The 26,943-nt window shown below is 30.9% G+C and carries 28 protein-coding genes and 2 tRNA genes; 14 read left to right on the top strand and 16 right to left on the bottom strand.

The features are described from left to right. Positions 1 to 3 precede the first annotated feature (3 nt). Positions 4 to 999, top strand: coding sequence for a tetraacyldisaccharide 4'-kinase (gene lpxK, locus KQS_RS10560; RefSeq protein ID WP_014389178.1), 996 nt, complete (start codon positions 4 to 6; stop codon positions 997 to 999). Beyond that, complete coding sequence (locus KQS_RS10555; protein ID WP_014389177.1) at positions 989 to 1,801, top strand: purine-nucleoside phosphorylase; 813 nt, start codon at positions 989 to 991, stop codon at positions 1,799 to 1,801. The genes lpxK and KQS_RS10555 overlap by 11 nt, the downstream gene beginning before the upstream one ends. On the opposite strand, the gene KQS_RS10550 is transcribed toward KQS_RS10555, so the two are convergent. The 10 genes from KQS_RS10550 to recF form a co-directional block, all read right to left on the bottom strand. Then, positions 1,787 to 3,955, bottom strand: coding sequence for a tetratricopeptide repeat-containing hybrid sensor histidine kinase/response regulator (locus KQS_RS10550; RefSeq protein ID WP_014389176.1), 2,169 nt, complete (start codon positions 3,953 to 3,955; stop codon positions 1,787 to 1,789). The two genes, KQS_RS10555 and KQS_RS10550, sit on opposite strands and share 15 nt — an antisense overlap. Before the next feature lie 48 nt (positions 3,956 to 4,003). Next, entirely contained in the window at positions 4,004 to 5,014 is a 1,011-nt protein-coding gene (gap, locus tag KQS_RS10545; RefSeq protein WP_014389175.1) for a type I glyceraldehyde-3-phosphate dehydrogenase, read from the bottom strand. Between the two features lie 36 nt (positions 5,015 to 5,050). After that, a complete protein-coding gene (gene lipA / locus KQS_RS10540; protein ID WP_014389174.1) occupies positions 5,051 to 5,923 on the bottom strand; it encodes a lipoyl synthase in 873 nt (290 codons plus the stop codon). Between the two features lie 135 nt (positions 5,924 to 6,058). Continuing rightward, positions 6,059 to 6,883 (bottom strand): energy transducer TonB, encoded by an 825-nt coding sequence (locus KQS_RS10535; protein ID WP_014389173.1) that lies wholly within the window; start codon positions 6,881 to 6,883, stop codon positions 6,059 to 6,061. A 105-nt stretch (positions 6,884 to 6,988) separates the two neighbouring features. After that, the gene (locus KQS_RS10530) at positions 6,989 to 8,239 is read right to left on the bottom strand and encodes an MFS transporter (protein ID WP_014389172.1); all 1,251 of its coding nucleotides are present in this window, start codon (positions 8,237 to 8,239) and stop codon (positions 6,989 to 6,991) included. 64 nt (positions 8,240 to 8,303) lie between these two features. Continuing rightward, on the bottom strand, positions 8,304 to 8,819 hold the full coding sequence (locus KQS_RS10525; RefSeq protein ID WP_014389171.1) for an RNA polymerase sigma factor: 516 nt from the start codon (positions 8,817 to 8,819) through the stop codon (positions 8,304 to 8,306). Positions 8,820 to 8,857: 38 nt separating this feature from the next. Continuing rightward, the gene (locus KQS_RS10520; protein ID WP_014389170.1) at positions 8,858 to 9,973 is read right to left on the bottom strand and encodes a glycosyltransferase; all 1,116 of its coding nucleotides are present in this window, start codon (positions 9,971 to 9,973) and stop codon (positions 8,858 to 8,860) included. Between the two features lie 81 nt (positions 9,974 to 10,054). Beyond that, positions 10,055 to 11,068: a UDP-N-acetylmuramate dehydrogenase gene (gene murB / locus KQS_RS10515; protein ID WP_014389169.1), complete on the bottom strand. Its 1,014-nt coding sequence runs from the start codon at positions 11,066 to 11,068 to the stop codon at positions 10,055 to 10,057. A gap of 66 nt (positions 11,069 to 11,134) precedes the next feature. Beyond that, entirely contained in the window at positions 11,135 to 11,824 is a 690-nt protein-coding gene (locus tag KQS_RS10510) for a thioredoxin domain-containing protein (RefSeq protein WP_014389168.1), read from the bottom strand. After that, a complete protein-coding gene (recF, locus tag KQS_RS10505) occupies positions 11,821 to 12,900 on the bottom strand; it encodes a DNA replication/repair protein RecF (protein ID WP_014389167.1) in 1,080 nt (359 codons plus the stop codon). The genes KQS_RS10510 and recF overlap by 4 nt, the downstream gene beginning before the upstream one ends. Positions 12,901 to 13,026: 126 nt before the next feature. Between recF and KQS_RS10500 the strand changes: the two genes are divergently transcribed. The 6 genes from KQS_RS10500 to KQS_RS10475 all read left to right on the top strand — a co-directional run bounded on the left by KQS_RS10500 (position 13,027) and on the right by KQS_RS10475 (position 19,012). Beyond that, the gene (locus KQS_RS10500) at positions 13,027 to 13,821 is read left to right on the top strand and encodes a tetratricopeptide repeat protein (RefSeq protein WP_014389166.1); all 795 of its coding nucleotides are present in this window, start codon (positions 13,027 to 13,029) and stop codon (positions 13,819 to 13,821) included. 3 nt (positions 13,822 to 13,824) lie between these two features. Continuing rightward, the gene (ribH, locus tag KQS_RS10495) at positions 13,825 to 14,310 is read left to right on the top strand and encodes a 6,7-dimethyl-8-ribityllumazine synthase (RefSeq protein ID WP_014389165.1); all 486 of its coding nucleotides are present in this window, start codon (positions 13,825 to 13,827) and stop codon (positions 14,308 to 14,310) included. A gap of 134 nt (positions 14,311 to 14,444) precedes the next feature. Beyond that, on the top strand, positions 14,445 to 16,304 hold the full coding sequence (gene mutL, locus KQS_RS10490) for a DNA mismatch repair endonuclease MutL (RefSeq protein WP_014389164.1): 1,860 nt from the start codon (positions 14,445 to 14,447) through the stop codon (positions 16,302 to 16,304). Between the two features lie 2 nt (positions 16,305 to 16,306). Beyond that, positions 16,307 to 17,113 (top strand): rhomboid family intramembrane serine protease, encoded by an 807-nt coding sequence (locus KQS_RS10485; RefSeq protein WP_014389163.1) that lies wholly within the window; start codon positions 16,307 to 16,309, stop codon positions 17,111 to 17,113. 2 nt (positions 17,114 to 17,115) lie between these two features. Further along, the gene (locus tag KQS_RS10480; RefSeq protein ID WP_014389162.1) at positions 17,116 to 17,955 is read left to right on the top strand and encodes a rhomboid family intramembrane serine protease; all 840 of its coding nucleotides are present in this window, start codon (positions 17,116 to 17,118) and stop codon (positions 17,953 to 17,955) included. Between the two features lies 1 nt (position 17,956). Then, the gene (locus KQS_RS10475; protein ID WP_014389161.1) at positions 17,957 to 19,012 is read left to right on the top strand and encodes an endonuclease/exonuclease/phosphatase family protein; all 1,056 of its coding nucleotides are present in this window, start codon (positions 17,957 to 17,959) and stop codon (positions 19,010 to 19,012) included. On the opposite strand, the gene KQS_RS10470 is transcribed toward KQS_RS10475, so the two are convergent. The 6 genes from KQS_RS10470 to KQS_RS10445 all read right to left on the bottom strand — a co-directional run bounded on the left by KQS_RS10470 (position 19,007) and on the right by KQS_RS10445 (position 24,328). After that, positions 19,007 to 19,618, bottom strand: a complete 612-nt coding sequence (locus tag KQS_RS10470; protein ID WP_014389160.1) for a WbqC family protein — start codon at positions 19,616 to 19,618, stop codon at positions 19,007 to 19,009. The two genes, KQS_RS10475 and KQS_RS10470, sit on opposite strands and share 6 nt — an antisense overlap. 49 nt (positions 19,619 to 19,667) lie before the next feature. Next, the gene (lepB, locus tag KQS_RS10465; RefSeq protein WP_014389159.1) at positions 19,668 to 21,239 is read right to left on the bottom strand and encodes a signal peptidase I; all 1,572 of its coding nucleotides are present in this window, start codon (positions 21,237 to 21,239) and stop codon (positions 19,668 to 19,670) included. Positions 21,240 to 21,349: 110 nt separating this feature from the next. Next, on the bottom strand, positions 21,350 to 22,048 hold the full coding sequence (gene dapB, locus KQS_RS10460) for a 4-hydroxy-tetrahydrodipicolinate reductase (protein WP_014389158.1): 699 nt from the start codon (positions 22,046 to 22,048) through the stop codon (positions 21,350 to 21,352). A gap of 45 nt (positions 22,049 to 22,093) precedes the next feature. Further along, the gene (locus KQS_RS10455) at positions 22,094 to 22,657 is read right to left on the bottom strand and encodes a DUF5683 domain-containing protein (RefSeq protein ID WP_014389157.1); all 564 of its coding nucleotides are present in this window, start codon (positions 22,655 to 22,657) and stop codon (positions 22,094 to 22,096) included. Then, a complete protein-coding gene (locus tag KQS_RS10450; RefSeq protein WP_014389156.1) occupies positions 22,658 to 23,557 on the bottom strand; it encodes a ParB/RepB/Spo0J family partition protein in 900 nt (299 codons plus the stop codon). Between the two features lie 6 nt (positions 23,558 to 23,563). Next, positions 23,564 to 24,328, bottom strand: a complete 765-nt coding sequence (locus tag KQS_RS10445; protein WP_014389155.1) for a ParA family protein — start codon at positions 24,326 to 24,328, stop codon at positions 23,564 to 23,566. Positions 24,329 to 24,479: 151 nt separating this feature from the next. Here KQS_RS10445 and idi point away from each other — a divergent pair, with 151 nt between their 5' ends. The 6 genes from idi (at position 24,480) to KQS_RS10415 (ending at position 26,940) form a co-directional block, all read left to right on the top strand. Next, positions 24,480 to 24,998 (top strand): isopentenyl-diphosphate Delta-isomerase, encoded by a 519-nt coding sequence (gene idi, locus KQS_RS10440; protein WP_014389154.1) that lies wholly within the window; start codon positions 24,480 to 24,482, stop codon positions 24,996 to 24,998. A gap of 1 nt (position 24,999) precedes the next feature. Then, positions 25,000 to 25,410 carry a 6-pyruvoyl trahydropterin synthase family protein gene (locus tag KQS_RS10435; protein ID WP_014389153.1) on the top strand — a complete coding sequence of 137 codons (411 nt, stop codon included), beginning with the start codon at positions 25,000 to 25,002 and terminating at the stop codon, positions 25,408 to 25,410. Then, on the top strand, positions 25,410 to 26,369 hold the full coding sequence (locus KQS_RS10430; RefSeq protein WP_014389152.1) for a type I phosphomannose isomerase catalytic subunit: 960 nt from the start codon (positions 25,410 to 25,412) through the stop codon (positions 26,367 to 26,369). Before KQS_RS10435 ends, KQS_RS10430 begins: the two co-directional genes overlap by 1 nt. A gap of 58 nt (positions 26,370 to 26,427) precedes the next feature. Continuing rightward, complete coding sequence (locus tag KQS_RS10425; protein ID WP_014389151.1) at positions 26,428 to 26,697, top strand: hypothetical protein; 270 nt, start codon at positions 26,428 to 26,430, stop codon at positions 26,695 to 26,697. Between the two features lie 67 nt (positions 26,698 to 26,764). Continuing rightward, positions 26,765 to 26,838, top strand: a tRNA-Thr gene (locus KQS_RS10420). Between the two features lie 28 nt (positions 26,839 to 26,866). Beyond that, positions 26,867 to 26,940: transfer RNA gene (locus KQS_RS10415), tRNA-Thr, on the top strand. Positions 26,941 to 26,943: the final 3 nt, after the last annotated feature.

Genomic DNA, 26,943 nt, shown 5'->3' with positions numbered 1-26,943 from the left:
AGTATGAATTTATTAAGAAAAATACTTTTTCCAGTAGCTATTATCTATTGGATTGTTACTTATATACGAAATAAATGTTTTGATTGGGGACTATTAAAAAGTACATCGTATCATTTACCAGTTATTGCTATTGGAAATTTAAGTGTTGGTGGTACGGGTAAAACACCGCATACGGAATATTTAATACGCTTGTTGAAGAACCAGTATAAATTAGCGGTATTAAGTAGAGGGTATAAACGTCAATCAAAGGGATTTGTGTTAGCAAATAAAGACGTTAATGCGGCTGTTTTAGGAGACGAATCTTTTCAAATTCATGAAAAATTTCCAGCCATTTCAGTCGCCGTTTGTGAAGATCGAAGAACGGGGATTGAGACTTTAATCCAAAACGTAAATCCAGATGTAATTTTGTTAGACGACGCCTTTCAACATCGAAAAGTAAACGCCGGATTCTATATTTTGCTTACAGCTTATGATGATTTATTTGTAAATGATTGTATTTTGCCTTTTGGTAATTTGCGTGAATCTGCAATCGGGAAAAAAAGGGCTGATGTTGTAATTGTAACCAAATGTCCTGAAGATTTGTCCAAAGAGGAAAGATTGAAAATGATAAAGAAAATTGATGTTAAGGTTCCAGTATATTTTACTTCCATTTCATATGAAACCTATGTTTATGGAAAAGACCAAGCCGTTACTTTAAATGATTTTAAGAATCTAGAAAAGATGATTGTAGTCGGAATAGCTAAACCAGATTATTTTATAGAAAAAGTAAAAACTGATAAAGATCATATTAAAATATATTCGGATCATCATAATTTTACAGCTGCTGAGGTTGAAGAATTAAGGGAGTGGGCAAAGTCGAAACCAATAGTAACTACTGAAAAAGATTATGTCCGATTAAAAGATAAAATTCAATTCAATTTATTTTATTTACCTATTTTGGTTCGATTTTTAGAAAGTGAATCAGAGTTTAATCAAAAAATAAAAAATTATGTGGGATAAGGTTCAAGAAACTGTTGCGTTTTTAAATGAAAAAACTAAAAATTATAATCCTGAGTTTGGGGTAATATTAGGCTCTGGTTTAGGTAATTTTGTTGAAGATATTGCAATTGAATTTGTGGTTGAATATAAAGACATTCCTAATTTTCCAATTTCAACCGTTCAAGGACATAAGGGTGCGCTTGTTTTTGGGAAAGTAGGGGAGAAGAAAGTTGTTGCTATGCAAGGCAGATTTCATTATTATGAAGGCTATGATAGCAAACAAGTAACATTCCCCGTTCGTGTAATGAACTATTTAGGGATACAATTATTAATAGTTTCCAATGCGTCTGGGGGAGTAAATCCAACTTTTAAAGTAGGTGATGTAATGATTATCAAAGATCATATTAATATGATTCCTGATCATCCGTTACGTGGACACAACGATGAGCGTTTTGGTCCTCGTTTTGTAAATATGAGTGAGCCGTATAAAAAATCTTTAATTGCTAAGGCTAAAGAAATTGCTTTAAATTTAAATATTGAGGTAAAAGAAGGGATTTATTTAGCATTACAAGGTCCAACTTTTGAAACTTTAGCAGAATACAAATATGTTAAAAATGTGGGAGCGGATTGTGTTGGAATGTCTACTGTTCCTGAAGTAATTGTAGCACGTCATATGGATTTAAACTGTTTTGGTATTTCTGTCATTACAGATATGGGAAATGAAGAAGAAATTGAAGCCGTTAATCATGAAGAAGTGTTGCAAGCAGCCAAAAAAGCTGAACCTCATGTTCGTAATTTGATTAAAAATTTAATTGTTAGTTAAATAAGAAGCTATAACTTTATAGAAATGCTCTGGTTCAAATGGTTTAGTAATGACATCATTCATACCAAAAGATAAGAGCATTTCTCTGTTCTCATTTAATGAAATAGCAGTTAATGCAATTATTGGAGTATGATTATTGAATGTTCTTATTTGTTCAGTAGCTTCTGTTCCATTAATTCCTGGTAAATGGACGTCCATAAGTACTAAATCATAATCGTTTTTTGCCATTTCAGTTATGGCATCTTCTCCATTATCTATTATAGTGCAAATCATACCTTTGTTTTCAACCATTTTCTTGGTAATCATTTGGTTGATTTTATTGTCTTCAACTAGTAAAACTTTTTTATCTTTTAAGCAATCTAAGTTGTTTTCTTCTTTACTCTTAATTGTTTCGTTTTCAAGTAGTGGAGATTTTTCAAAAACCAAATCAAAACTAAAGGTACTTCCTTTGCCTTGAATGCTTTCAAGTTTAATATCGCTTCCTAATAATTCAATGATTTTTTTGACAATAGACAATCCTAATCCAGTACCTCCAAAAGTTCTATTAATTTCAACTGAACCTTGAGTGAAACTATCAAAAATATTAGCTATTTTATCATCAGGAATTCCAATTCCAGTGTCTTTTATTACAAAAGATAAGGTAATGTTTTTATCATCTGTTTTAGTCGTACCAATTTTTAGTAAAACGTCTCCATTTTTTGTGAATTTAATTGCATTGTTAATTAAATTGATTAAAATTTGGGACAATTTTGTTGGATCACCAATTAAATATTCATTTCCTTCTAAATCAATTTCCGTTTGAAAATTCACATTGTTTTTTTGGATAAATTCGTTAAAGGATTGTTTAATGTTCGCTATTAATTCAATAATGTTGAAATTAATTTTTTCAACTTGTACTGTGTTTGATTCTAATCTGTTGATTTCAAGTATATCATTAATGAAGTTTAGAAGGTAATTTCCAGAAAACTCTAATGATTTTAAATAGTTTAATTGACTTACTTTTGGTTTTTCTTGAAGTAATAAGTACGTGATGCCGTTAATTGCATTTAATGGTGTTCGTAATTCATGACTCACGGTTGATAAGAATTCAGCTCTAGCTTTAGAAGCTTGTTCCGCTTTTTCTTTTTGTTCGGTTAGTTCTTTGTTTTTTTCTTGTAATAATCGGTAGGTATTGTTTCTGATTTTATTGTTTTTATAGAGTGAAAAACTTAATAATGATAATATTGAAATCAAAGCAATACTTAAAATACTAATTAATCTTGAAAAACGAATCGATTTGATTTGATCTTTCTTTTCTCGTTCTAATTTTTCAACTAAATCTAATTGATTGTCATAATCCTTTTTGTCTAGAATATATTCTTCATTTGATGATAAAGGTTTGTCTTTTTGTTGGATTATTTTTTTTAAATATTGGTTAGCAGATTTAAAATCATCATTCTTTTCAGCAAGAAAAATTAACTGATTTAAAATTTTATTTTTAGCTAATGAATTATTATTCTTTTCAGCAATATCAAAAGCTTTTTTTATTGCAGAGTATGCATGACTGTATTTTTTTTGAATGGAATAAATAGCTGATACTTGAAAATAGGCTTCTAGTTTTGCATTTTCATAATCCGCATTTTGAGTGCCAATTCGTTTAAAAATACTTAAAGCTTCATCGTATTTTTTGGCTGCTTTTAAAGATAGGCCTTTTTGTAATTCAACTAATTGTAAAGCGTCTGAAATATTTAAATTATTATAAATATCGTATGATTTATTGAAATAAGTATTGGCTAAATTAATTTTATTTTTAGCTAAATAACATAACCCTAATGAGTAGTATGATTTTGCTAATTTTGCAGTTATTAATTTGTTACTTTGATAAAAATTGGTACAACGAATAAAATAAAAAATGGCGTCTTCAAATTTATTATTTTGATAATAAATAGTGCCTAAAAAGTAATAGGAATCATGAAGTTTTAATTCATTTTTTATATTTTTTGCGAAGGAAATTGCCTTGTTTGTATATTTAATTGCTTTTTCTGTTTGCAGTTTGTCTTCAGCATTAAAACTTGCCAATTCTAAATAATAATCTATACTATCTTGAGGTACCTTTTTTTCTTGGGAAAAAGAAAAAAGTGTTATAAAATAAAATAAGATTAGTATTTTTTTCATTCTTGTAATAAAACTTACCTTTACTTGTAAAAAGTATAAATGTAATACTTATTTTTTTGATATAAAAACAATTAAATCAATAATACGTGAAGAATAACCAATTTCGTTATCGTACCATCCTACAATTTTTACCATTTTATCTATGACAGATGTAAGTTGTGCATCAAATAAACAAGAGTTTTTGTTTCCGATAATATCAACTGAAACAATTGGGTCTTCCGTGTAGGCAATTATGTTTTTTAAATTAGTTTCTGAAGCTTTTTTAAAGGCTAAATTGATTTCTTCTATAGAAACTTCTCTTTTTACGTTGAATGTGATGTCAGTTAAAGAGCCATCGGGTACTGGTACACGTATGCCACAACCGCCAATTTTCCCTTCTAATTCAGGGAATATTTTTGTCAAGGCTTTTGCAGCTCCTGTCGTTGTAGGAACTATGGATTGCGCAGCACCTCTTGCTCTGCGTAAATCTTTATGAGGTTGATCGTGTAAACTTTGATCGGTAGTATAGGAGTGTACAGTGGTAATATAGGCTTGTTCAATTTCACAAAGCTCCTGAATAACTTTTATCATGGGTGCAGCATTGTTTGTTGTACAACTTGCATTTGAGATAATTTTTTCCGTACCATCTATAATCGATTCATTTACGCCTAAAACAACTGTCTTTATTTTGTCGTCTTCAGGTGGGGCAGAAAGGAGCACTTTTTTTGATCCTGCAACAATGTGTTGATTAGCCAATTCAAATGTTTTGAATTTACCCGTTGCTTCTACTACAACATCAATAGCTAGTTTATTCCAAGGTAACTGGTTTATTTCTTTTTCATGTAAAAAAACAAATTTTTGATGTGCCACGATTAAGTGATTTTCATCAAACGAAACATCTTCCTGCAAAACACCATGAATACTGTCGTACTTTATCAAGTGACTCATGGTTTTTAGGTCTGCTATATCATTGATGGCTACAATTTCTATTGAAGGATGATTCAGCAGTAATCGGAATAAGTTTCGTCCTATTCGTCCAAAACCATTGATGGCAATTCTTGTTTTTTTACTTGTGTTCAATATTGTATTTTAACTTTTAAAGGTTAAATAAATTGTTTAATGTATGTGTTTTTCAGCATGATATGAGGAACGAACCAACGCGCCACTTTCTACATGCCTAAAACCTAAATCTTTTCCAATTTGTTCGTATTTAGCAAATTGTTCTGGAGTAATAAATTCTTTTACAGGCAAGTGTTTTTTGCTGGGTTGTAAATATTGACCAATAGTTACAATGTCAACTTTTGCTGCTGCCAAATCATGTAAAGTTTCAATTACTTCTTCTTCGGTTTCACCTAGGCCTAACATAATACCAGATTTTGTTCTCTTAATGCCTTGTTCTTTTAAGTAGCGAAGAACGTCTAAGCTTCTTTCGTATTTAGCTTGAATACGAACTTCACGCGTTAAACGTTTCACAGTTTCCATGTTATGAGAAACCACTTCAGGCGCTACAGCAACAATCCTATCAATAATTTTGTGATTACCTTGGAAGTCTGGTATCAAAGTTTCTAAAGTGGTAGTGGGGTTCATTCTTCGGATGGCTTTTACCGTTTCCGCCCAAATAATAGATCCCATGTCTTTTATGTCATCTCTATCCACACTAGTTATTACGGCATGCTTAATGTTCATTAATTTAATTGATCGAGCCACTTTTTCTGGTTCTTCCCAATCCACATCTTCTGGTCTTCCCGTTTTTACACCACAAAAGCCGCAAGAACGCGTGCAAATATTTCCTAAAATCATAAAAGTTGCGGTTCCTTCCCCCCAACATTCACCCATATTTGGGCAGCTTCCAGAGGTACAAATGGTGTTTAGTTTGTATTTGTCAACTAAACCTCTTAATTCGGTATATTTTTGCCCAGTGGGTAATTTTACACGCAACCATTTTGGTTTGGGTTGAGGAGGAAAAACATTTTCTGTAGCCATGCTCATTTTAAATTTGAACTACAAAGATACAACTTGAAAATTAGATTTCTAATGTTGAAAAATGGAAAATTGTTAATTAAAAATTAAAAAAACCACAAAATGATCATCACTTTGTGGTTCTAGAATTAATATAAACCCAATTTATTCTTCAATTTCTCTTAAATCAATTTTGATTTTCATTGTTTTCTCACTTTTAACAGGTACACCGTTTACTTTTCCAGGCGTCCATTTTTTTGAGATTGATTTTAAAACCCGAATTGCTTCTTTTTCTAATGCTTTGTCTGCTTTACTAATCATTCTGATATCAGACATACTTCCGTCTTCTTCAATTATGAACGCCAATTCGAAGGTTAGGAAATCTTTATCAAATTCATCTGGAGTCTTGAATTTTTCAGCAACTAGTGTTCTAAATTTATCTATTCCTCCAGGAAAACTTGCGCCTTCTGTTAAAATATTAACGGGATTTGAATTTGTGCCGTTTCCACCATTTCCACCTTCTGGGTTTTCATTATTTCCTAGATTTGGTTTACTAGGGTTGCCTTCAGTTCCATTATTTCCTCCGTTTTCTGTTCCATTAGGATTGTAAGGTAAGTTATTTGTTGGGATATCAGGTTTTGTAGTATTGATATTCACTATTTCCGGAATGTCACTTGGTTTAGGAGTATCATTCTTTTTAGTGTTTTCTTTTCCAAAATTTTCTTCCTCTTTCGGTTGGTCGTTTTTGGGTTCAACATAAACAACAGAGGGTTCTAAAGTTGGACCTACAATTGGTGGTTTTGTTTCTGTTTTTGGAGTTGTAAATGAAAGTAAACCAACTCCTGAGGCAACTAAAACTATCGCGAAAAATAAAGCTTTTAAGGTAGTAGTGTCGTTTTCTTTTCTTAATTGATACGCGCCATAGGCTTTGTTTTTATCTTCAAAAACAAGTTCAAGCCAACTGTCTTTTTGTACGTTAAAATTTGACATAATATAAGTTTTTAAGGTTAATACTTGCGAATAGTTAATTAACCTTATGAAATTATCGTGCCAAAATTCAATGAAATTCGTTAAAGTTTGAAAAAATGATAAATTTTAACTTTCTTCGTTGTAGTTCAATTCAATATTGTGTGTTTCAGGTATGGTTAAGGTGGAATAAATAGCCAGGAAAAAAACAATGATTCCAACAACTAATGCGCTAATAATTACACCATTGGTGGTTTTAAAAGTATCGAATCCTAGAAGCATTAAGGGTAATAGCCCACGAACCATATTCGGAATTGTTGTGGCAGCAGTACTTCTAATATTTGTTCCAAATTGTTCTGCGCCAACAGTTACAAACATTGCCCAATAGCCGGTACCTAGTCCAAGCCAAACACAGAAAAAGTAATAAGTAACCTCTGTTTTTGCCATTCCACTTAATAATAGTACTACACCAACAATAGTGAATAAAAGCATGTAAAGAATTGCTTTTTTTCGAGAATGAAAATAATGGGATATAAATCCACTTAAAAAATCTCCTGCAGAAATACCAATGTATGCCCACATAATAGCCTTACCGGGTTCTAATTTTTCAATTCCCATAGCGGGGGCAAATTGATTCGCCATTACCGCTAAAATTCCAATGCAATACCAAGTAGGTAAACCTATAAAAATGCACTTTATATATTTTAAAAATCGTTCTTTATTGGTGAAAAATAGAATGAAATTCCCTTTTTTAACAGATTTATCGTGTTCGATTTCTTTATAAATCCCCGATTCTGAAACGCTAATTCTAAGAATTAATAAAGCCAATCCCATAGCGCCTCCAATAAAATAGGCGATAGTCCAATTCGAGGCTAATTGAACAGAAAGTTGTGCTGCTACAGCGCCTAATAATCCAAACCCGGCGACTATAGATGTTCCTATTGCTCTTAAATCTTTAGGTAATGATTCAGAAACTAAAGTTATACCTGCTCCTAACTCTCCGGCTAATCCAATACCAGCTATAAAACGTAATGCAGCATAAATTCCAATGATATTTTCTTGGGGTAATTGTGGTAAAAAACCACACATAATGTTGGCAAGGGAATACACTAAAATAGAGCCAAACAATACTGAAAGTCGTCCTTTTTTATCGCCTAGTATTCCCCAAAGAATACCTCCAATGAGTAAACCACTCATTTGCCAATTGATTATTAAAGTGCCTACTTGGTCAACGTCTAAATGCAGTGTTTCTAAACTTGGAACTCGAACAATTCCAAATAATAATAAATCATAAATATCTACAAAATAGCCTAAGGCAGCTATAATTACAGGTAATGAAAATAAATGTTTTATTCGTTCTTTTGGAGTATAGTTTTTCATTGGTTTGGTTAGTTTGTTTCAAACCTAATGAAATTTTTCAAAATATAAAATGTACGGTCTAAAATTATTTTTGAATGATGATTTCTGCGAGTAATTTTTTAGCTCTTAAGAGTTTTATTTTGATATTATTTAATGGCTCATTAAGATGGTCGGCCATTTCTTGATAACTCATTTCTTGAAAATAACGCAATTGAATTACTTCTTGATAGGCGGGTTTCAGCTCTTTGATAAATCGCAACAGTCGAGACAGGTTTTGTTCTGTAATAATAGCATCTTCCGCCGAAGGTGTGTCGTCTGCTAAATTATATGCATATTCCTCTTCTTCATTGGTAATGTCTAAAAATAAAGAAGATTTTTTCTTTCGTAATAAGTCAATATGAACATTTTTAGCAATGGTAATTAACCATGTATTAAAACCAAATTCGGGATTATAGGTGTTGATTTTATCAAAGGCTTTGGCGAAAGTTTCAATAACAATATCTTCGGTATCCGTTTCGTTTTCGGTGCGTTTAAGCATGTAGCCATACACTTCGTTCCAATAATGGTCCAACAAAAACGTAAAGGCTACTTGGTCTCCCATTTTTGCCTTTTGTATATTTTTAACGATTTGTTCTTGCTTTATTTCCAATGTACAGGTTTAGAAAATAAGTTAGTAATGAATACATTTATTTGTGTAACCATTAGTAGTAATTCAAATAATGGATAAGCCCAAATAAGATCTTTCTCTTTTAATTTTGAACAACCGTATCCAATAATAATCCAATTAAAGATATAACGGAATCCTAAAATTGATGCTACAATAATCCAATTATATTGAAATGCTAATAATATTATTGCCAATATAAGAAAAAAGAATTGAGAAATAAAATAAGTTCCTAATTGAAATTTATCAAAACCTTTGTAATATTTTGCCGTTGAGACGTGACGTCTTTTTTGTTTGAACCACTCTTTGTAGGTTTTCTTTGCTTCTGAAAAGGTGAAACTTTCTGGATTGAAATTTACAGTAGTATTGTTTGCATTTGCCGCTTGATTGATGAATAAGTCGTCATCACCAGAGCGGATTTTCATATGGTTGATAAAACCATTTACATTGAAAAATTCACTTTTTTTATAGGCTAAATTTCGTCCTACACCCATATAAGGACGTCCTATTTTTGCCCAAGAAAAATATTGAATAGCGGTTAAAACGGTTTCATAACGAATTAATTTATTTAAAAAAGAGCCATTTACTTTTTCATAAGCACCATAGCCTAAAATAATTGTTTTTTTAGAAGTAAAATGTGTGGTCATTTCATTTATCCAATTATTGTTTGCAGGATAGCAGTCGGCATCTGTAAATAATAAATATTCATTTTTTGCAGCTTTAATACCTAATGTTAAGGCGAATTTTTTGTTGCCCCAAAAAGCTTCGTTATTTTTTACTTTGACTAATTTAATAAAAGGATAATTGCGTTCGTATTCTTCTAACAATTCTAATGAATCGTCACTAGATGCATCGTCAATTAGGACAAGTTCAAAATTTGGATAATTTTGAGATACAAAATGAGGAAGATTTTTTTGCAAATTTTCAAATTCGTTTTTAGCACAAATAATCACTGAAACAGGAATACTTTTTGGAGTCCCATTTTGAATTTTAGCAAAACTAAAGCGACTAAAAATAAAAGCATAATAAATAAACTGTAAGGTAAAAAAAGCTAAAAAAGCGATAAATAGTACAAATAAAACCGTTTCCATATTCCTTTTAAAAGATGAGCAAAGTTACTTTAATTTGTTAAAATTTCAAGTTTTTAAAATGTAATGTTTTCGATTCTGATTTTAAATAACATTTACTTCAGCTTCAATTTCAATTCCGAATTTTTCTTTAATTGTTTTTTGAATATTTTGCGCAACAGCCCAAATCTCACTCCCTGTGGCGTTGCCATAATTTACAAGTACCAATGCTTGTTTTGTATGAATACCGGCGTCGCCAAAACGTTTGCCTTTAAATCCGGCTTGCTCAATAAGCCAACCTGCAGGAACTTTAACTTGTGTGTTTGAAACTGGATAATGAGGCATCTCTGGATAGTTAATTTTGGCTTTGTTGTATGTTTCAATGGGCACAATTGGATTTTTAAAAAAACTACCACTATTTCCTAATTCTTTAGGGTTCGGCAATTTACTTTGTCTAATCGCTATGACAGCATTACTAACATCTTTAATGCTAGGGTTTTGAATTCCCATTTTTTCTAATTCTAAATCAATAGCGCCATATGAAGTGTTGGTTTTATGGTTCTTTTTGTTCAATTTAAAAGTAACCGACAAAATAATATATTGGTTTTTTAATTCACCTTTAAAAATACTTTCTCTGTATCCAAATTGACAATCTTCTTTGGAAAAAGTTCTTATTTTTTGTGTAACAATTTCCATGGCTTCGCACGAAACAAAAGTATCTTTGATTTCAACGCCATAAGCACCAATATTTTGTACAGGTGTTGCGCCAACATTACCAGGTATTAAAGATAAATTTTCAATTCCACCAAAGTTTTGGTCAATACACCACATCACAAATTCATGCCAAACTTCTCCTGCATTTCCTTTAACCCAAACATAATCATCGTTTTCATCAATAATATTGATTCCTTTGTTGTTAATATGAATCACTAAAGCATCAATATCTTTAGTTAAAAGCATATTGCTTCCACCAGCCAATACAAAAAGTTTTTTATTTTGATTTTCTTTCAATACTGTTGCTAATTCACTTTCATTTTCAATGGCAATAAATTCTTTTGCTGATGCTTCAATACCAAAAGTATTGTATTTTTTTAACGATTGATTTTGTATAATATTCATGTTTTTGGTTTATAAGAAAAGTGAATAGAATGATGTTGTGTGTTTTGTTTTTATGGGAATGCTTAATTAAAGCGCCTTTCTTAATTCTTCTTCGCTAACAAATTGGTTTTTTTTGAACGTTTCTTTTCCATTTTTATACACTAAAACCACTGGCAAACCTTCATATCCTAATGCGTTAAATAATGATTTATTTTTATCAGCATCGATACGATGAATAATAACTTTATCCGCTAATTCCTTACTCATTTTATCTAAATAAGGTGCCATTTTTTTGCAAGGAGCACACCATTCTGCATAAAAATCAATTACAACAATCTTGTCTGAGACTAATAATTGATTGTAGGCCTCTTTAGTCATGCCAATCCATGCTTCGTTTGTGTTAGCATTAGCTTTGCTCCATGCTAAATAACCTCCATTTAATTCAATAATGTTTTTAAAGCCTAAATCTTTTAAGTGTGAAGCTGCTTTTTTACTTCTTCCTCCACTTAAACAATAAACAAAAACAGGTTTTTCTTTGTCTAAATTGGCTACTTGTGTATCGAAATCACTACCATTCCAATCCATATTTTTTGCATTAGAGATATGTCCGCCTGCAAATTCTCCAGGAGTTCTAACATCAAGTAATTGCGCATCAGTTGTTTTTTCAAGAGTAGTTTTGAATTCTGCTACATCAACACTTTTAAAGTTTTGACTATTTGTGCAACCAGTGTTTAATACAAAAAGTATTAATACAATGTAATAATTTAATTTTTTCATAAGGAATAAATTTTATATGTTTTATGCGTTTGTTTTATGATTTCTTCTGTTCGTTCAGGATGTGTGTCAGAAATAAATATTTGACCAAATACATCGTCATTGACCATATTTACAATCTGCTGTACCCTGTACGCGTCCAATTTATCAAAAATATCATCAAATAATAATATAGGCAAAGTTTTGCTTTGATTTTTTACAAATTCAAATTGGGCTAATTTTAATGCGATTAAAAATGATTTTTGTTGACCTTGTGACCCGTATTTTTTTACAGGATATTCGTTTATGTTAAAAATCAAATCATCTTTGTGAATACCTACTGTAGAATATTGAGCTAGTCTATCTTTTTGAACATACAAGGGGAGTAGCTTTTCAAAATGGTCTTCATGTAACTGACTATCATAGATAATGTTTACATCTTCTGCATTTTCTGAAATAATACTGTAATATTTCTGAAAAATTGGAACAAATTGTTCTAAAAATACTTTTCGTTTGTTATAAATTATAGTTCCAAATTCAGACATTTGTTCGTTATAAATAGCCAAATTTTCATTGTCAAAAACTTGATTGGCAGCAAAATATTTTAATAATGCATTTCGTTGCGCAACTGTTTTTTGATAATTTATTAACGTGTTGAGGTATAAAGTATCTGCAGTAGAAATAACATTGTCTATAAATTTTCGTCTGGTTTCACTGCCTTCAACAATTAGGTCTACATCACTTGGTGAAATAATCACTATTGGAATTAATCCAATATGCTCAGAAAAGCGTTCGTAAATTTTACCATTACGTTTTAATAGTTTCTTTTGTCCTTTTTTAAAACTACATAAAATTTGTTCGGTTCTATTTTCTTTTTCAAAAAGGCCATCTATTACAAAAAAATCTTCCCCGTGTTTAATGTTTTGTGTAGCTAACGGGTTGAAATAACTTTTTCCAATTGCAAGATGATAAATTGCATCCAATATAGTTGTTTTACCTATGCCATTTTTCCCTACAATAGCATTAATCTTGCTGTCAAACTCAAAAGCATGTTCAGCAATGTTCTTGTAATTTATAAGTGAAAGGGATTTTAAAAACACAATCGTATTTATTTCTAATTCAATTTGAGATTACAAATGTAAGGTCAATTTTTAAAAATATGAGTAAAGAACTTTTAAATTTGAATAAAAGTTATATTTTTGCACCTCTAATAAAAGTTTAGATAAATGGCAACGTACAATAAAAGAGGATTTAAGGCTCCTAAACCAAAAGAAGAAAAAGAGCCAGCATTTGATACAACTGTAGAAGAAATCAACGTTAATGAAAGCGAAAGTACAACCGCTGAAGTATTTAATGCGTTAGATGAAACTGCTAATAAAACTGAAGAATTTGTAATTAAAAATCAAAAATCTATTTTAGGTGTTATTGGTGTTTTAGCTGTATTAACTTTAGGATACATTCTTTACAATAAATTTGTTGCTACACCAAAAGAGGAAGATGCATTTAAAGAAATGTTTCAAGCACAAACATATTTCCAACAAGCAGTTGATGGGGCTGGAAAACAGGATTCATTATATAACTTAGCACTTAAAGGTGGTGAAGGAAAATTAGGATTTGAAGGAATTATTAATGAATATTCTGGTACTAATGCAGCTAATTTAGCTGAATATTATGCTGGAATGTCGTATTTAAACTTAAAGAACTTCAATAAAGCTATTGAGCATTTAGAAAAGTTTTCTACAAAAGATCAAGTTTTAGCAGCATTAGCTATTGGTGCAAAAGGCGATGCTATGTCTGAATTAAATAAACAGGATGATGCAATTAAATTGTATGTAGAAGCAGCTAATTTAGATGATAATGATTTCATTACACCACGCTTTTTATTCAAAGCAGCTAACTTAGCCATCGCAGCAAATAAAAAAGATGAAGCTTTAGGTTATTTAAAAACCATTAAAGAGAAATATGAAAATTCTCAAGAAGGGTATAATATTGATGCTTTAATTGCTACATTAGAACAATAATTAATGGCAACAGAAAATAAAAATTTATCCAATTACGATAAAAACTCAATCCCAAATGCGAAAGACTTTCGATTTGGGATTGTTGTTTCAGAATGGAACGAAGAAGTAACAGAAGGTCTCTATAATGGTGCTTTTAGTGCATTGACCAACTGTGGTGCTTTACCTGAAAACATTATTCGCTGGAATGTACCTGGAAGTTTTGAATTGATTTTTGGAGCACGCCAAATGCATGAAAAACTTGAGCTTGATGCAATAATTGTAATCGGTTGTGTGATTAAGGGGGAAACCATGCATTTTGAGTTTGTTTGCGAAGGGGTAACACAAGGTATAAAAGACATGAATGTAATATATGATGTGCCAACCATCTTTTGTGTGTTAACAGATAATACCATGCAACAATCTATCGATAGAAGTGGAGGAAAACACGGAAATAAAGGGGTTGAAGCTGCAATTGCTGCTATAAAAATGGTAGATTTAAATCGTAAATAACGGTATATATTTTATATAATTTAAGCTGAATAGAAATATTCAGCTTTTTTTATTTTTATGATTTTCTAAACATAAAAACCCGACTTATTTTCATTAAATTTGTGGTTTAACCAAAATAAAATCATCAAAGCCTAATGTCTGGGATTATTCAATTATTACCTGATCATGTTGCCAATCAAATAGCCGCTGGAGAAGTAGTGCAACGCCCTGCTTCTGTAGTGAAAGAGTTGGTTGAAAACGCTGTCGACGCCAATGCTACTGAAATTAAATTAATTATTAAAGATGCAGGTAAAACCCTTATACAAGTCATTGATAATGGTAAGGGAATGAATGTTACTGATGCACGTTTGTGTTTTGAAAGGCATGCTACTTCCAAAATACGTCATGCGGAAGATTTATTTGCTTTACATACTAAAGGTTTTCGTGGTGAAGCTTTAGCGTCAATCGCAGCTGTTGCTCATGTGGAGTTAAAAACCAAGCAAGACCAAGAAGAATTAGGTACACATGTCATAATTGAAGGAAGTAAATTTGTTTCTCAAGAAGTAGCCGTTTTACCTAAGGGGACTTCTTTTTTGGTTAAAAATTTGTTTTTTAATATTCCTGCTCGTCGCAATTTTTTAAAATCAGACAATGTAGAACTAAAACACATTATAGATGAATTTGAACGGGTTGCACTTGCGCATCCTGCAATTCATTTTGTGTTAATAAGTAATGGAGCTGAGATTTTTAATTTGCCAAGTACAAATTACAGACAACGAATTGTAAATATTTTTGGTGGAAAAACTAATGAAAAATTAGTTCCTGTTAATGAAGAAACTGAAATCATTACCATTAGCGGATTTGTAGGTAAACCCGAGTTTGCCAAAAAAAATAGAAGTGAGCAATTTTTCTTAGTTAATGACCGATTCATAAAAAGTAGTTTTTTGCATCATGCCGTAATGAGTGCTTATGATGGTTTGTTAAAAGACGGGAATCAACCCAGTTATTTTTTGTATTTACAAGTTCCTACACATACCATAGATATTAATATACATCCAACTAAAACTGAAGTGAAGTTTGACGATGAACAAGCCTTATATGCTATTTTACGCTCAGCTGTAAAACATAGTTTAGGAATGTTTAATGTGGCACCAGTTTTAGATTTTGAACGCGATGCCACTTTGGATACGCCTTATGCTTATAAAGATATAAAGTCAGACGTTCCTTTAATACAGGTTGATAGTACTTTTAATCCATTTGTTACAGACACTAAAAAAAGTAGTTCTTCATCAAATGTTAGTTCTGGATTTTCTATTTATAAAAAGCAAGATACAACTTCAAATTGGGAAAGTTTGTATGTTGGATTAAAACAAGATACTTTTGAAGTTGATAATCATACTTTCGAAACGGAAGAAGCAGTAACAAGTAAATTGTTTGATGATGAAGTTACAGAAACAAAAACCCTGTTGTACCAATTAAATAGAAAGTACATCATCAATAGTATTAAGTCAGGTTTATTAGTTATTCATCAAAATAGAGCACATCAACGTATTTTATACGAACAATTTTTAACTAATATTACCATACATCACGCCTCAAGTCAGCAACTGATATTTCCTTTATGTTTGCATTTAGGTAGGGAAGAAGTGTTGTACTTAAAAGAGTTACAGCCTAATTTAGAAGGGTTAGGTTTCGCATTTGAAAGTATTGCATTAGATGAGGTTCGGATTATTGGCTTACCAGTACAAGTTAAAGAAAGTGAAGTTGTAGCAATTTTAAATGATTTAATTCATAATTTACAACAAAATATTCCGGAAGATAGTTTCTCTTTATCAGATAGTATAGCGAAATTTATGGCTAAGAGTGTAGCAATTAAATCGGGTAAAACGTTAAATGAAATAGAATTGAGTAACATAGTTAATGGATTGTTTGCTTGTAAGGAACCTAATTTTTCCCCTTTTAATCAACCTATTTTTATAACATTAACTACAGACGAATTAGATAAAAGATTTTAAATATGTTTAATAATATGACACCAGTTGTAAAGCAACTGCTAATAATAAATGTGATTTGTTATATCATGAGCCAAGTAGTGCCTAATTCTTATGAACATTTCTCAATGTATTATTTTGAAAATCCTCATTTTAGAATTTGGCAACCCATCACCCATATGTTTATGCATTCTAAAGAAAGTTTGCTGCACATTGTGTTTAATATGTTTGCTTTGGTTTCTTTTGGTTCAGTATTAGAACATTTTTGGGGAGCCAAACGCTTTTTGATTTTTTATTTTGTTTGCGGTATTGGTTCAGCATTATTACATCAAGGGGTAGCTTTTTATGAAATTCATTCTCAAATTATTGAATTGACCAATGGTGCTTTTACCAATTCTGATATTTCAACACTACTTCAAACAGATATAGTTGAAGGAAATACATTGGTTTTGAAACCAATGATTGAAAATAATCTAGAGTTGTTTAATAAATTAAATGAAACGAATTTTGATGGTAATGCCTTTTTAGGAGCCGTTTCCAATGCTTATATACCAGCAGTTGGTGCTTCAGGAGCGATTTATGGATTATTGGTAGCTTTTGCATTTATGTTTCCTAATGCAGAATTAGCAATGATGTTTATTCCAGTACCTATAAAAGCTAAATATTTTGTGCCCATATTAGTTGCTTTTGATGTTTTTTCCGGCATTTCAGGGTCGTCTATTTTAGGTGGAGCAAATGTAGCCCATTTTGCTCACGTAGGTGGAGCAATTACTGGATTTATTCTTATGTGGATTTGGAAAAATAAGAAGTTTACGCATAATCGTTGGAATTAAATATGAACGAAATTTTTAAAGATATTAAAACACAATACCGCTACAACGACATGTCTCAAAAAATTATTTTTTGGAACATAGGATTGTTTGTTTTGTCATTGCCTTTGTTTTACCAATTTAAGTTAGGATATTTCGATTTTCCCCATTTCATTGCTTTAAATTCTGCTACCCATAGTTTTCTGTTTTTTCCATGGACATTTATAACTTATGCATTTTTTCATTCTGGTTTGCTGCATTTGTTGTCTAATATGTTGTTCTTATTTTTTGCAGGAAGATTGTTTTTTACATTTTTTAGTACAAAACAATTTTTGGCGACCTATTTTTTTAGTGCTCTATTTGCAGGATTTGTTTATGTTGTTTATCAAAATATTTTTGGAATCGATAACAGTATAGTTGGTGCCAGTGCTGCTATTTTAGGAATTTTTTTCACGGTGGTTTTTTACTCACCTCTTATGGTAGTTCGTATTCCCTTAATTGGCTATATTAAACTTTGGTATATTGGAGCATTAATTTTGTTGTTAAATATTGTTTATTTTGCTATTGAAAATACAGGTGGTCATGTGGCTCATTTGGCTGGAGTTTTTTTTGCTTACTTCAATGTTCAAGGTTTAAAAAGAGGAATTGATTTAAGTAAATGGTTTGATTTTTCAAATAAGAAAAAAAAGAGTACTTTTAAGAAAATTTACAAGAATGAAACTGTAAATCGTAAAGTAAATAAGTCTGAATTTACTAAAGATATGACTCAAAAACAAATTGATGATATCTTAGATAAAATCAGTAAATCGGGTTATGATAGTTTAACCAAAGAAGAAAAAGAATTTTTATTTAAAATCAATAAATAAGTTGTTAAAAGGTTTATCATGGATTTCTAAAACAATGTTGTTGCTTAATGTAGTATTAGTGTTAACTACATTAATGGCTTATCTATTGCCTTTTTTAGCTCCAAAATGGTTTCCTATATTAAGTGTTTTAACGTTATTCCTTCCATTATTTTTAATATTTAACTTGTTGTTTTTCATTTATTGGTTCATCCAATTTAAAAAATATATTTTTATTTCTGGAATTGCATTATTGTTGGGAATTACTTTTATAAATAAGTTTTATAATTTTAAAGAAACTGTTTTGCCTGTTTCAAACTCAGATTTTACCATTATGAGTTATAACGTTCGTTTATTTAATAAATTTAAATGGGATTTAAAGGCAAATATACCCAAACAAATTGCCAATTTAGTTGATGAAAAAAAACCTGATATTTTGTGTATTCAAGAATATTCCGACTTTGAACAAACGAGATTTTCAAACTATAAATACCAACATATATTTAAAGAAGGTAAAAATATTATTGTTGGAAATGCAATTTTTTCTAAGTATAAAATTATTGATAAAGGGAAAATAACTTTTCCAGAATCTAATAATAACGTGGTATATGCAGATATTGTTAAAGAAAATGATACCTTACGTGTGTATAGTATGCATTTGCAATCCATTAAAATTAGTACAGCTATAGATGATGAAGATATTCAGCAAATGGATGAAAATAAAACTCGAACTATTTTAAAAAGAATAAGTAAAGCTTTTACAAAACAACAAATTCAAGCAGAATTAATAAAGCAACATTATCAAGATTGTAAGTACAAAAAAGTAATTTGTGGTGATATGAATAATAGCGCATTTTCATATGTATACCGAACTATTAAAGGTTCTATGGAAGATGCTTTTGAAACTAATGGAGCTGGTTTTGGAAAAACCTATAATTTTAAATATTATCCAGCTCGAATTGATTATATTCTAGTGGATAAAAAAATGCAAGTAAAAGAATTTGAAACACTCAATGATTTTTATAATAGTGATCATTTTCCTTTACTTGCACGATTGAATTTTTCAAAAGAAAAATTATAGTTTTTGTTGTTTTAAATAATCTAAAGCATACCTTCCTTCATTAAATAATAAATCTAAAATAGATAAATTGTTGATGAAACCGTGTTTTTCTTCAAAAACTTGAGTATATTCTTCTAATTTTGTGTTGTCTTTTTTTCCATTTACTAAAGGTCGTAAATCATTATATTCGGGTGCTTCGTGAAAATATTCTGTTGTTTTTTCAAAGTCTAATTGAATACCTAATGCCTGATTGATAAGTTCAAAAATTTCAAAATTTAAATCCAACATATAAGGAGTTTTCTTTTCAAATAATGGTCGGATATCATCTTCAAAATATTCGAAAAAAGGAGAAGTTCTGTAAGCCGCTTCTAAAGATTTAAAATGATTTTTTTGCCAATCAAACGCGTATTCAATTTTTACATCTTTAAATTTTTGACGAGTATCGCTGTGTTTAAGAGGAATGTTTAACATTTGTAAGCCATTAGGACTATAAATGTACATTCTATTTCTGTTGGTTTGTTTTTGAAATGTGTCTTCTACTTCAAAAGTAATTTTTTCTGCTTGTACTAATGCACAATAATGACTTATTGATGGAAAATACGTAGGATAAATTAATAAATTCTTCATGGTATTTCTACTAAAAAGTAACGTTGGATAATTCCAACGCTACAGTTATTTATGCTTCTTCTTTTTTCTTTTTCTTTTTGTTGAAATAATCCCATACAAAATAACCAGCTAAAGCAAACAAGAAATATTTAAAATATGATTGTGGTTCACCGTCGCCACTCACAGTAGTAAAGAAACGTTCAGGTCTAAATCGATCTAAAAATGGTTTTTGGAAAACATTATTTAAATCAAAACTCATCCATATAAAAATAGGTTTTCCCACGATATGATCTGCAGGAACAAATCCCCAATATCTTGAATCTTCTGAATTATGACGGTTGTCTCCCATCATCCAGTAATAATCTTGATTAAAAGTGTAAGAAGTAGCCGGTTTTCCGTCTATTCTTATTTCATTACCATTAACTTGTAATTGATGGTGTTCATATTCAGTTATTATCATTTTATAAAACGGAACTGTTTCTGCATTTAGTGTAACTGTTTCGCCTTGTGAAGGGATTTTTATAGGGCCTAAATTATCTACATTCCAATTTTTAGTGTAAGGGAAAATACTTTTTTCAGTTCCTTTAGCTAAAATTTTCTCTACAGATTTTACACCTGTAATTCCTTTAAGTGCTTTCGCGCCTTCATCTGTCAATGCTCTAATAAATAGAGTATCGCGAGTATCATTAACGCCAAAACCATCCGAACATTCTAATTCTCTTAAAGTAGCATCAAGTGTAGAAGTGGTAGTTGTATTAGTTCCGTCAAAAGCAACTTTGTATGAAAACTGTGGTTTTGCTCGATGAGGCAATTGAGCTAATTTTCCGTTTACATATAAATCACTATTTTTAATTGTAATTTCATCTCCAGGAATTCCCACACAACGTTTTACATAATTCGATTTTTTGTCAATCGGTTTGTAATATTTTATTCCAGAATTGTCTCTAAATTTAGCAACTGTATCAACGGGCCAGTTGAAAACAACAATATCATTACGTTCTATTTTCTGAAGTGCTGGAAAACGGAAATAAGGTAATTCTGGCCATGAAGAATACGATTTTGTTTTTATAATTGGCAAAGTATCATGTACCATTGGTGCGGCAACTGTTGTCATTGGTGTTCTCGCACCATAATGAAATTTGCTTACAAACAAGAAGTCGCCAATTTTTAATGTTTTTTCCAAAGATGAAGTTGGAATAACAAACGGTTGAATAAAATAAGTATGTACAAAAGTAGCCACAATGATTGCAAAAGTTATTGAACCAAGCGTATCTAACGCCTTAGTAGCCGGTTTTGTACTTCTATTAGGTTCGTAAGTTGTGGATTGAGTATAATTAATGTAACCAATATAAAATCCAAAAGTTAGGACTCCCAACCACATATCTGTAGACGATTTTCTTCCAAACGAACGTAAAGTTTCAATCCAAATTACGGGTAATAACAACAAGTTTATTACGGGAATAAAAAGTAATAACACCCACCATTTTGGTCGGTTTATGATTTCCATTAATTTTATTCCATTGTATACAGGGATAAACGCTTCCCATGCTTTTTTACCAGCAGTTACATATAACTTCCAAGTACAAATTCCATGTAATGTACTTAAAATGATTATGGTTAAAACCCAACTTGTTGTTTCCATACTTTGTTAATTTTTTTAAAACATATAAGTCATATAAGTTTATTTATGATTTCTATGTTGAATAAAATAATTTATTTTTTATTGTTAAAATTTTTTTGTTTCTATACGTTTTAAATACCTAAAACATCTTTCATTGTAAAGACTCCTTTTTTGCCAACTAACCATTCTGCTGCTACAACAGATCCTAAAGCGAAACCTTCTCGGCTATGCGCGGTATGTTTAATTTCTATTTGATCCACAGCACTATCATAAAATATGCTATGAGTTCCAGGAACTGTTCCTATTCTTTTCGCGTCAATTAAAATTTCATCATTATTAGGGTTTTCTAAAGTCCATTTTTTGTAATTGGTATGCTTTATAATTCCTTCTGCTAACGAAATGGCGGTTCCGCTTGGTGCGTCTAATTTTTGTGTATGATGAATTTCTTCCATACTCACGTTGTATTGTGTTAAGTTTTTCATCATTTTGGCTAAAAATTCATTCAATTCAAAAAAAATATTTACGCCCAAACTAAAATTAGAACCATAAATAAAACTACCATTTTTTTCGTTACACAGTTGAACCATTTCTTCATAACGTTCTAACCAACCAGTAGTGCCAGAAATTACAGGAATAGAATGATTTAAACATTCTGAAATGTTTTCAACAGCAACATTTGGTAAACTGAAATCAATAGCTACATCGGCATCTAATAGTCCTTCAAAAGTATCTTGACTTCCTTTTCTTAAAACAATTTGATGTCCTCTTTCCAAAGCAATTTTTTCAATTACTTTTCCCATTTTCCCGTATCCTAATAATGCTATTTTCATGTAAAGTTAGTAGCTTCTTTTTTAGTAATGTTAATTAATGAAATGTTAAAAATTATAACTTAAAGTAAAACCTACTTCATGTTTGTTAGTTAAGAAGTTTTGTTGGATTTTAGGCTTTAAAGTTAAGTCATCACTTACATTGAATTGTAGTAAATGCGCATCAATATTAGCGTCTAAAATATTAAGTAAATATAAACCGCCTGTGATTAAAATTGATAAATCTCTATTTTTTTGGTAGAATTTTTGACCACGATACACGCTTTCAGTAGTTAATCTGCCAAACGTACCGTTGTTTGGATTATTAGTGCCTAATAATCTTGCTTTGTATTCATTTCTATAATCATTGTATTTATTATTGTTGTCAATAATAAAATATACACCTGCACCCAATGCAGCATAAACAATTGGAATTTTCCAATATTTTTTATTGTAAGCTTGCCCTAATCCAGGTAAAATAGCGGAATAAAAAGCTGCTTTTGCTGGTGCTAAAGGATTTATAGAATCTTTTACTACTTTTTTGGTTTCAATTTTAATCTCTTGTGATTTTTGAGCTTGTGAAAATTGAAAACCAAGTAGAAAGAAACAAAAGATGTAAAAAAGGTACTTCACTTAGTTATTAATTAATTTCATTATTCTATTGAAATCCTCCTCTGAGTGAAAAGGAATGGTAATTTTTCCTTTTCCATTTGAAGCTACATTTACATCTACCTTTGTGCCAAAAAAGTTTGCAAATGTTTTCTTTTGGTTGTCATCTATTTCAAAAGATTTATCGCTGCTTGCTTTACCTATTTTTGGTTTTAAGCTTTCTTGGTGTTTTTTAACAAGCGCTTCTGTTTCTCGAACAGATAAATTTTGTGTTACTACTTTGTGGTATATATCACTTTGTACATCTAAATCTTCGATACTAATTAAAGCACGACCATGCCCCATTGAAATAAAACCATCGCGCATTCCTGTTTGGATGATTGGGTCTAATTTCAATAAACGTAAGTAATTTGTAATAGTAGAACGTTTCTTTCCTACACGGTCACTTAATTCTTCTTGTGTTAAATTAATTTCATCAATCAAACGTTGGTAAGATAAGGCAACTTCAATTGGATCTAAGTCATGACGTTGAATGTTTTCAACTAATGCCATTACTAACGATTCGTTATCGTTTGCAATTCTAACATAAGCTGGAACAGTAGCGAGGCCAATTAATTTTGAGGCACGTAAACGTCTTTCTCCAGAAATTAATTGGTATTTATTAAATTCAAGTTTTCTAACAGTAATAGGTTGAATTACCCCAACTTCTTTAATTGATTTTGCTAATTCTTGTAGCGTTTCTTCATTAAAATTAGTTCTGGGTTGAAAGGGGTTAATTTCAATTGTATTAATATCAAGTTCAATAATATTACCAACAACTTTGTCTGCACCAGCATCTTCAACCGATTTTATATCGTTAGATGGGTCGCTTAAAAGTGCTGATAATCCTCTTCCTAATACAGGTTTTTTTACTGCTTTTGTCATCTTCTCTTAACTGTTTTTCTTGATAATTTCTTCTGCTAAATTAATATAATTTGCGGCTCCTTTACTTGTTGCATCATAGTTGATAATGCTTTCTCCAAAACTTGGCGCTTCACTTAATTTAATATTTCTTTGAATAATTGTGTCAAAAACCATATTGTTAAAGTGTTTTTGTACTTCTTCTACCACCTGATTTGAAAGACGTAAACGAGAATCATACATCGTTAATAATAGTCCTTCAATGTCTAAATTAGGATTGTGGATTTTTTGAACACTTTTAATGGTGTTTAATAATTTTCCTAACCCTTCTAATGCAAAATATTCACATTGGATAGGAATTACAACACTATCCGCAGCAGTCAAAGCATTTAACGTTAACAATCCTAAAGAAGGCGCACAGTCAATTAAAATATAATCGTACTCTTCTTTAATATTTTTTAATGCTTCTTTAAGCATGTATTCTCTGTTTTCTTTGTCTACCAATTCAATTTCAATGGCAACTAAGTCGATATGAGCAGGAATAATAGAAACATTAGGTGCAGAACAAGATACTACTGCTTCTTCAGGTGTGTTACTGTGTTCTAAAATTTGATATGTTCCAATTTCAACGGTTTCTACATCTAATCCTAATCCAGAAGTAGCATTAGCCTGTGGATCAGCATCTATTAACAATACTTTCTTTTCTAAAACACCTAAAGCTGCTGCTAAATTTACAGATGTAGTTGTTTTTCCAACACCGCCTTTTTGATTTGCAATTGCAATGATTTTACCCATTTTTATCTTAAAATTTTCGAAGCGTAAAAATACAATTATTTATGGTATTACCAACCCAAATTTATTAACAAAGCGTTAAAGTCCTTATTTGAATTGATAATGCAAGATTAAAATTTATTTTTTTGTAATTTTGAGACCAAATTTCCATAAAGTGAAAGAAGAAAAAGTAATTTTAGTTGACGAAAACGATAGGCCAATTGGTTTAATGAATAAATTAGAGGCTCACGAGAAAGCTTTATTGCATAGAGCCTTTTCTGTTTTTGTTTTAAATGATAATCAAGAATTGTTACTGCAACAACGAGCACATCATAAATACCATTCTCCTTTGTTGTGGACAAATACTTGTTGTAGTCATCAACGTGAAGGAGAATCAAATATTGAAGCAGGTTCTCGCCGATTAATGGAAGAAATGGGGATGAAAGTTGAGCTGACAGAAATGTTTCATTTTATTTACAAAGCGCCTTTTGATAATGGATTGACTGAACATGAATTAGATCATGTTATGATTGGTTATTCCAATGAAGAACCGGTTATTAATAAGGAGGAAGTGGAAAGCTGGAAATGGATGAAAATAGAGGATGTAAAAAGCGATATGAAGCTAAATCCGGACGAATATACAGTTTGGTTTAAAATAATTTTTGAGGAATTTTATCATCATTTTGAAAAATAATATGCGAGTAACTGTAAGTAGGAAAGCTCATTTTAATGCAGCACATAGGTTGTATAGGAAAGATTGGTCCATGGAGCAAAATGATGCTGTTTTTGGGAAATGTAATAATCCAAATTATCATGGTCATAATTATGAATTGATAGTAAGTGTTACTGGTGAAATTGATCCAGAAACTGGATTTGTTATGGATGTAAAGATTTTATCTGATTTAATTAAAGAACAAATTGAAAATAAATTTGATCATAAGAATTTGAATTTGGATGTTCCCGAATTTGCAGAACTCAATCCAACGGCTGAAAATATTGTAGTAGTTATTTGGAATAAATTGAGAAATCATATTGCAGCTAAATTAGATTTGGAAGTAGTGTTGTATGAAACACCACGTAATTTTGTCACTTATAAAGGAAATTAATGAAGTTGTATCCCATTCAATTTAAGCCAATTTTGAAAGAACGCATTTGGGGCGGTACTAAGTTGCATGAACTATTCAATAAGGAATCTAAGAGTTCTTTTATTGGAGAAAGTTGGGAAATATCTAATGTTCCTAATGATGTGAGTGTAGTGACAAATGGTCCTTTAGAAGGAAAAAATTTAAATGAAATCATTGCGTTGTACCCTGATGGAATTTTGGGTGAAGAGGTGCTGGCAAAATATGGACTAAATTTTCCTTTGCTTTTTAAGTTTATTGACGCTAGAGAAGATTTGTCTATACAAGTGCATCCTAATGATGCTTTAGCGAAAGAAAGGCATAATTCTTTTGGTAAAACCGAAATGTGGTACGTAATTCAAGCAGATCCATCGTCAAAATTAATTGTTGGTTTTAAAGAAGATTCCTCAAAGGAAGACTATATTTCAAATTTGAAGCAAAATACACTACTAAATTTGCTTGAAGAATATCGGGTTCAAAAAGGGGATGTGTTTTTTTTAGAAACGGGTACTGTTCATGCTATAGGTGCTGGGACCGTTATTGCGGAAATTCAACAAACAAGTGATATTACGTATCGTTTATATGATTGGGATAGGGTAGATGCAAATGGTGAGGGTAGAGCATTGCATACAGATTTGGCTTTAGATGCTATTAATTTTACAACTACCGAATCAAAAATAAATTACAATTCAATACCAAATCAACGTGTGGAAATAGTGACTTGTCCGTTTTTTACAACTTCTGTGTTAGCCGTTGATAAAGATTATTTGTGGAAAAAGAAGAAAAATGCCTTTACAGTTTTTATGTGTGTTGAAGGAAAGGTAGAGGTGCATTATAATGCTGATAGCATTCTTGTTACTACAGGTGAAACATTATTACTACCTGCTGAAATAGAACAAATTGACATAAAAGGGAATGCAACTTTACTTGAAATTTCAATTTAAGTATTGCTGTATCAATATATTATTATAATTTTGCAACATAATTTTTAAAATAAAAAAAATGGCAAGCGTTAAAAACTTGAAAAAAGAAGTAAACTACGTATTAGGTGATATCATCAACATCGTTTACATTTGGGAAATGACAACTACTGGAAAACCAACTGAAGCTTCAGATTCATTATTGGATTCTATCTTTGATACTTTTGATAGTTTAATGACAAAAATCAACCAAAAAGGGGTTGAAAATAAAAAAGCGCATTTTAAACAAATCAGAAAAGAATTTGAAGATGCTGCTAATCAATTTGTTGCAAAAGTTAACGAATTAAACTAAAAAAAATATTTAAAAAGTCTTTGGAAGTTGCAATAACTCTATTATATTTGCAACCGAAAAATGAGTCGCCGGTGTAGCTCAGCTGGCTAGAGCAGCTGATTTGTAATCAGCAGGTCGTGGGTTCGAGTCCCTCCATCGGCTCAAATTTTTTAAATATCAAAGGCATTTTGCCGGTGTAGCTCAGCTGGCTAGAGCAGCTGATTTGTAATCAGCAGGTCGTGGGTTCGAGTCCCTCCATCGGCTCAA

The sequence above is a fragment of the Flavobacterium indicum GPTSA100-9 = DSM 17447 genome (assembly GCF_000455605.1).
Lineage (GTDB): Bacteria > Bacteroidota > Bacteroidia > Flavobacteriales > Flavobacteriaceae > Flavobacterium > Flavobacterium indicum.
The sequence above is the reverse complement of the archived record's forward strand: the minus strand, read 5'-3'. Positions and strand labels throughout refer to the sequence as shown.

Bases quoted from the DNA above. Each gene is read 5' to 3' on its own strand.
- KQS_RS10430 (WP_014389152.1), top strand. From the start codon at position 25,410: ATGAAGTTGTATCCCATTCAATTTAAGCCAATTTTGAAAGAACGCATT.
- lepB (WP_014389159.1), bottom strand. From the start codon at position 21,239: ATGGAAACAACAAGTTGGGTTTTAACCATAATCATTTTAAGTACATTA.
- murB (WP_014389169.1), bottom strand. From the start codon at position 11,068: ATGAATATTATACAAAATCAATCGTTAAAAAAATACAATACTTTTGGT.
- KQS_RS10485 (WP_014389163.1), top strand. From the start codon at position 16,307: ATGTTTAATAATATGACACCAGTTGTAAAGCAACTGCTAATAATAAAT.
- KQS_RS10520 (WP_014389170.1), bottom strand. From the start codon at position 9,973: ATGGAAACGGTTTTATTTGTACTATTTATCGCTTTTTTAGCTTTTTTT.
- ribH (WP_014389165.1), top strand. From the start codon at position 13,825: ATGGCAACAGAAAATAAAAATTTATCCAATTACGATAAAAACTCAATC.
- KQS_RS10425 (WP_014389151.1), top strand. From the start codon at position 26,428: ATGGCAAGCGTTAAAAACTTGAAAAAAGAAGTAAACTACGTATTAGGT.
- lpxK (WP_014389178.1), top strand. From the start codon at position 4: ATGAATTTATTAAGAAAAATACTTTTTCCAGTAGCTATTATCTATTGG.
- KQS_RS10450 (WP_014389156.1), bottom strand. From the start codon at position 23,557: ATGACAAAAGCAGTAAAAAAACCTGTATTAGGAAGAGGATTATCAGCA.
- KQS_RS10550 (WP_014389176.1), bottom strand. From the start codon at position 3,955: ATGAAAAAAATACTAATCTTATTTTATTTTATAACACTTTTTTCTTTT.
- KQS_RS10500 (WP_014389166.1), top strand. From the start codon at position 13,027: ATGGCAACGTACAATAAAAGAGGATTTAAGGCTCCTAAACCAAAAGAA.
- dapB (WP_014389158.1), bottom strand. From the start codon at position 22,048: ATGAAAATAGCATTATTAGGATACGGGAAAATGGGAAAAGTAATTGAA.
- mutL (WP_014389164.1), top strand. From the start codon at position 14,445: ATGTCTGGGATTATTCAATTATTACCTGATCATGTTGCCAATCAAATA.
- KQS_RS10525 (WP_014389171.1), bottom strand. From the start codon at position 8,819: ATGGGAGACCAAGTAGCCTTTACGTTTTTGTTGGACCATTATTGGAAC.
- KQS_RS10435 (WP_014389153.1), top strand. From the start codon at position 25,000: ATGCGAGTAACTGTAAGTAGGAAAGCTCATTTTAATGCAGCACATAGG.
- KQS_RS10530 (WP_014389172.1), bottom strand. From the start codon at position 8,239: ATGAAAAACTATACTCCAAAAGAACGAATAAAACATTTATTTTCATTA.
- KQS_RS10510 (WP_014389168.1), bottom strand. From the start codon at position 11,824: ATGAAAAAATTAAATTATTACATTGTATTAATACTTTTTGTATTAAAC.
- KQS_RS10555 (WP_014389177.1), top strand. From the start codon at position 989: ATGTGGGATAAGGTTCAAGAAACTGTTGCGTTTTTAAATGAAAAAACT.
- lipA (WP_014389174.1), bottom strand. From the start codon at position 5,923: ATGAGCATGGCTACAGAAAATGTTTTTCCTCCTCAACCCAAACCAAAA.
- KQS_RS10480 (WP_014389162.1), top strand. From the start codon at position 17,116: ATGAACGAAATTTTTAAAGATATTAAAACACAATACCGCTACAACGAC.
- KQS_RS10535 (WP_014389173.1), bottom strand. From the start codon at position 6,883: ATGTCAAATTTTAACGTACAAAAAGACAGTTGGCTTGAACTTGTTTTT.
- KQS_RS10445 (WP_014389155.1), bottom strand. From the start codon at position 24,328: ATGGGTAAAATCATTGCAATTGCAAATCAAAAAGGCGGTGTTGGAAAA.
- KQS_RS10470 (WP_014389160.1), bottom strand. From the start codon at position 19,618: ATGAAGAATTTATTAATTTATCCTACGTATTTTCCATCAATAAGTCAT.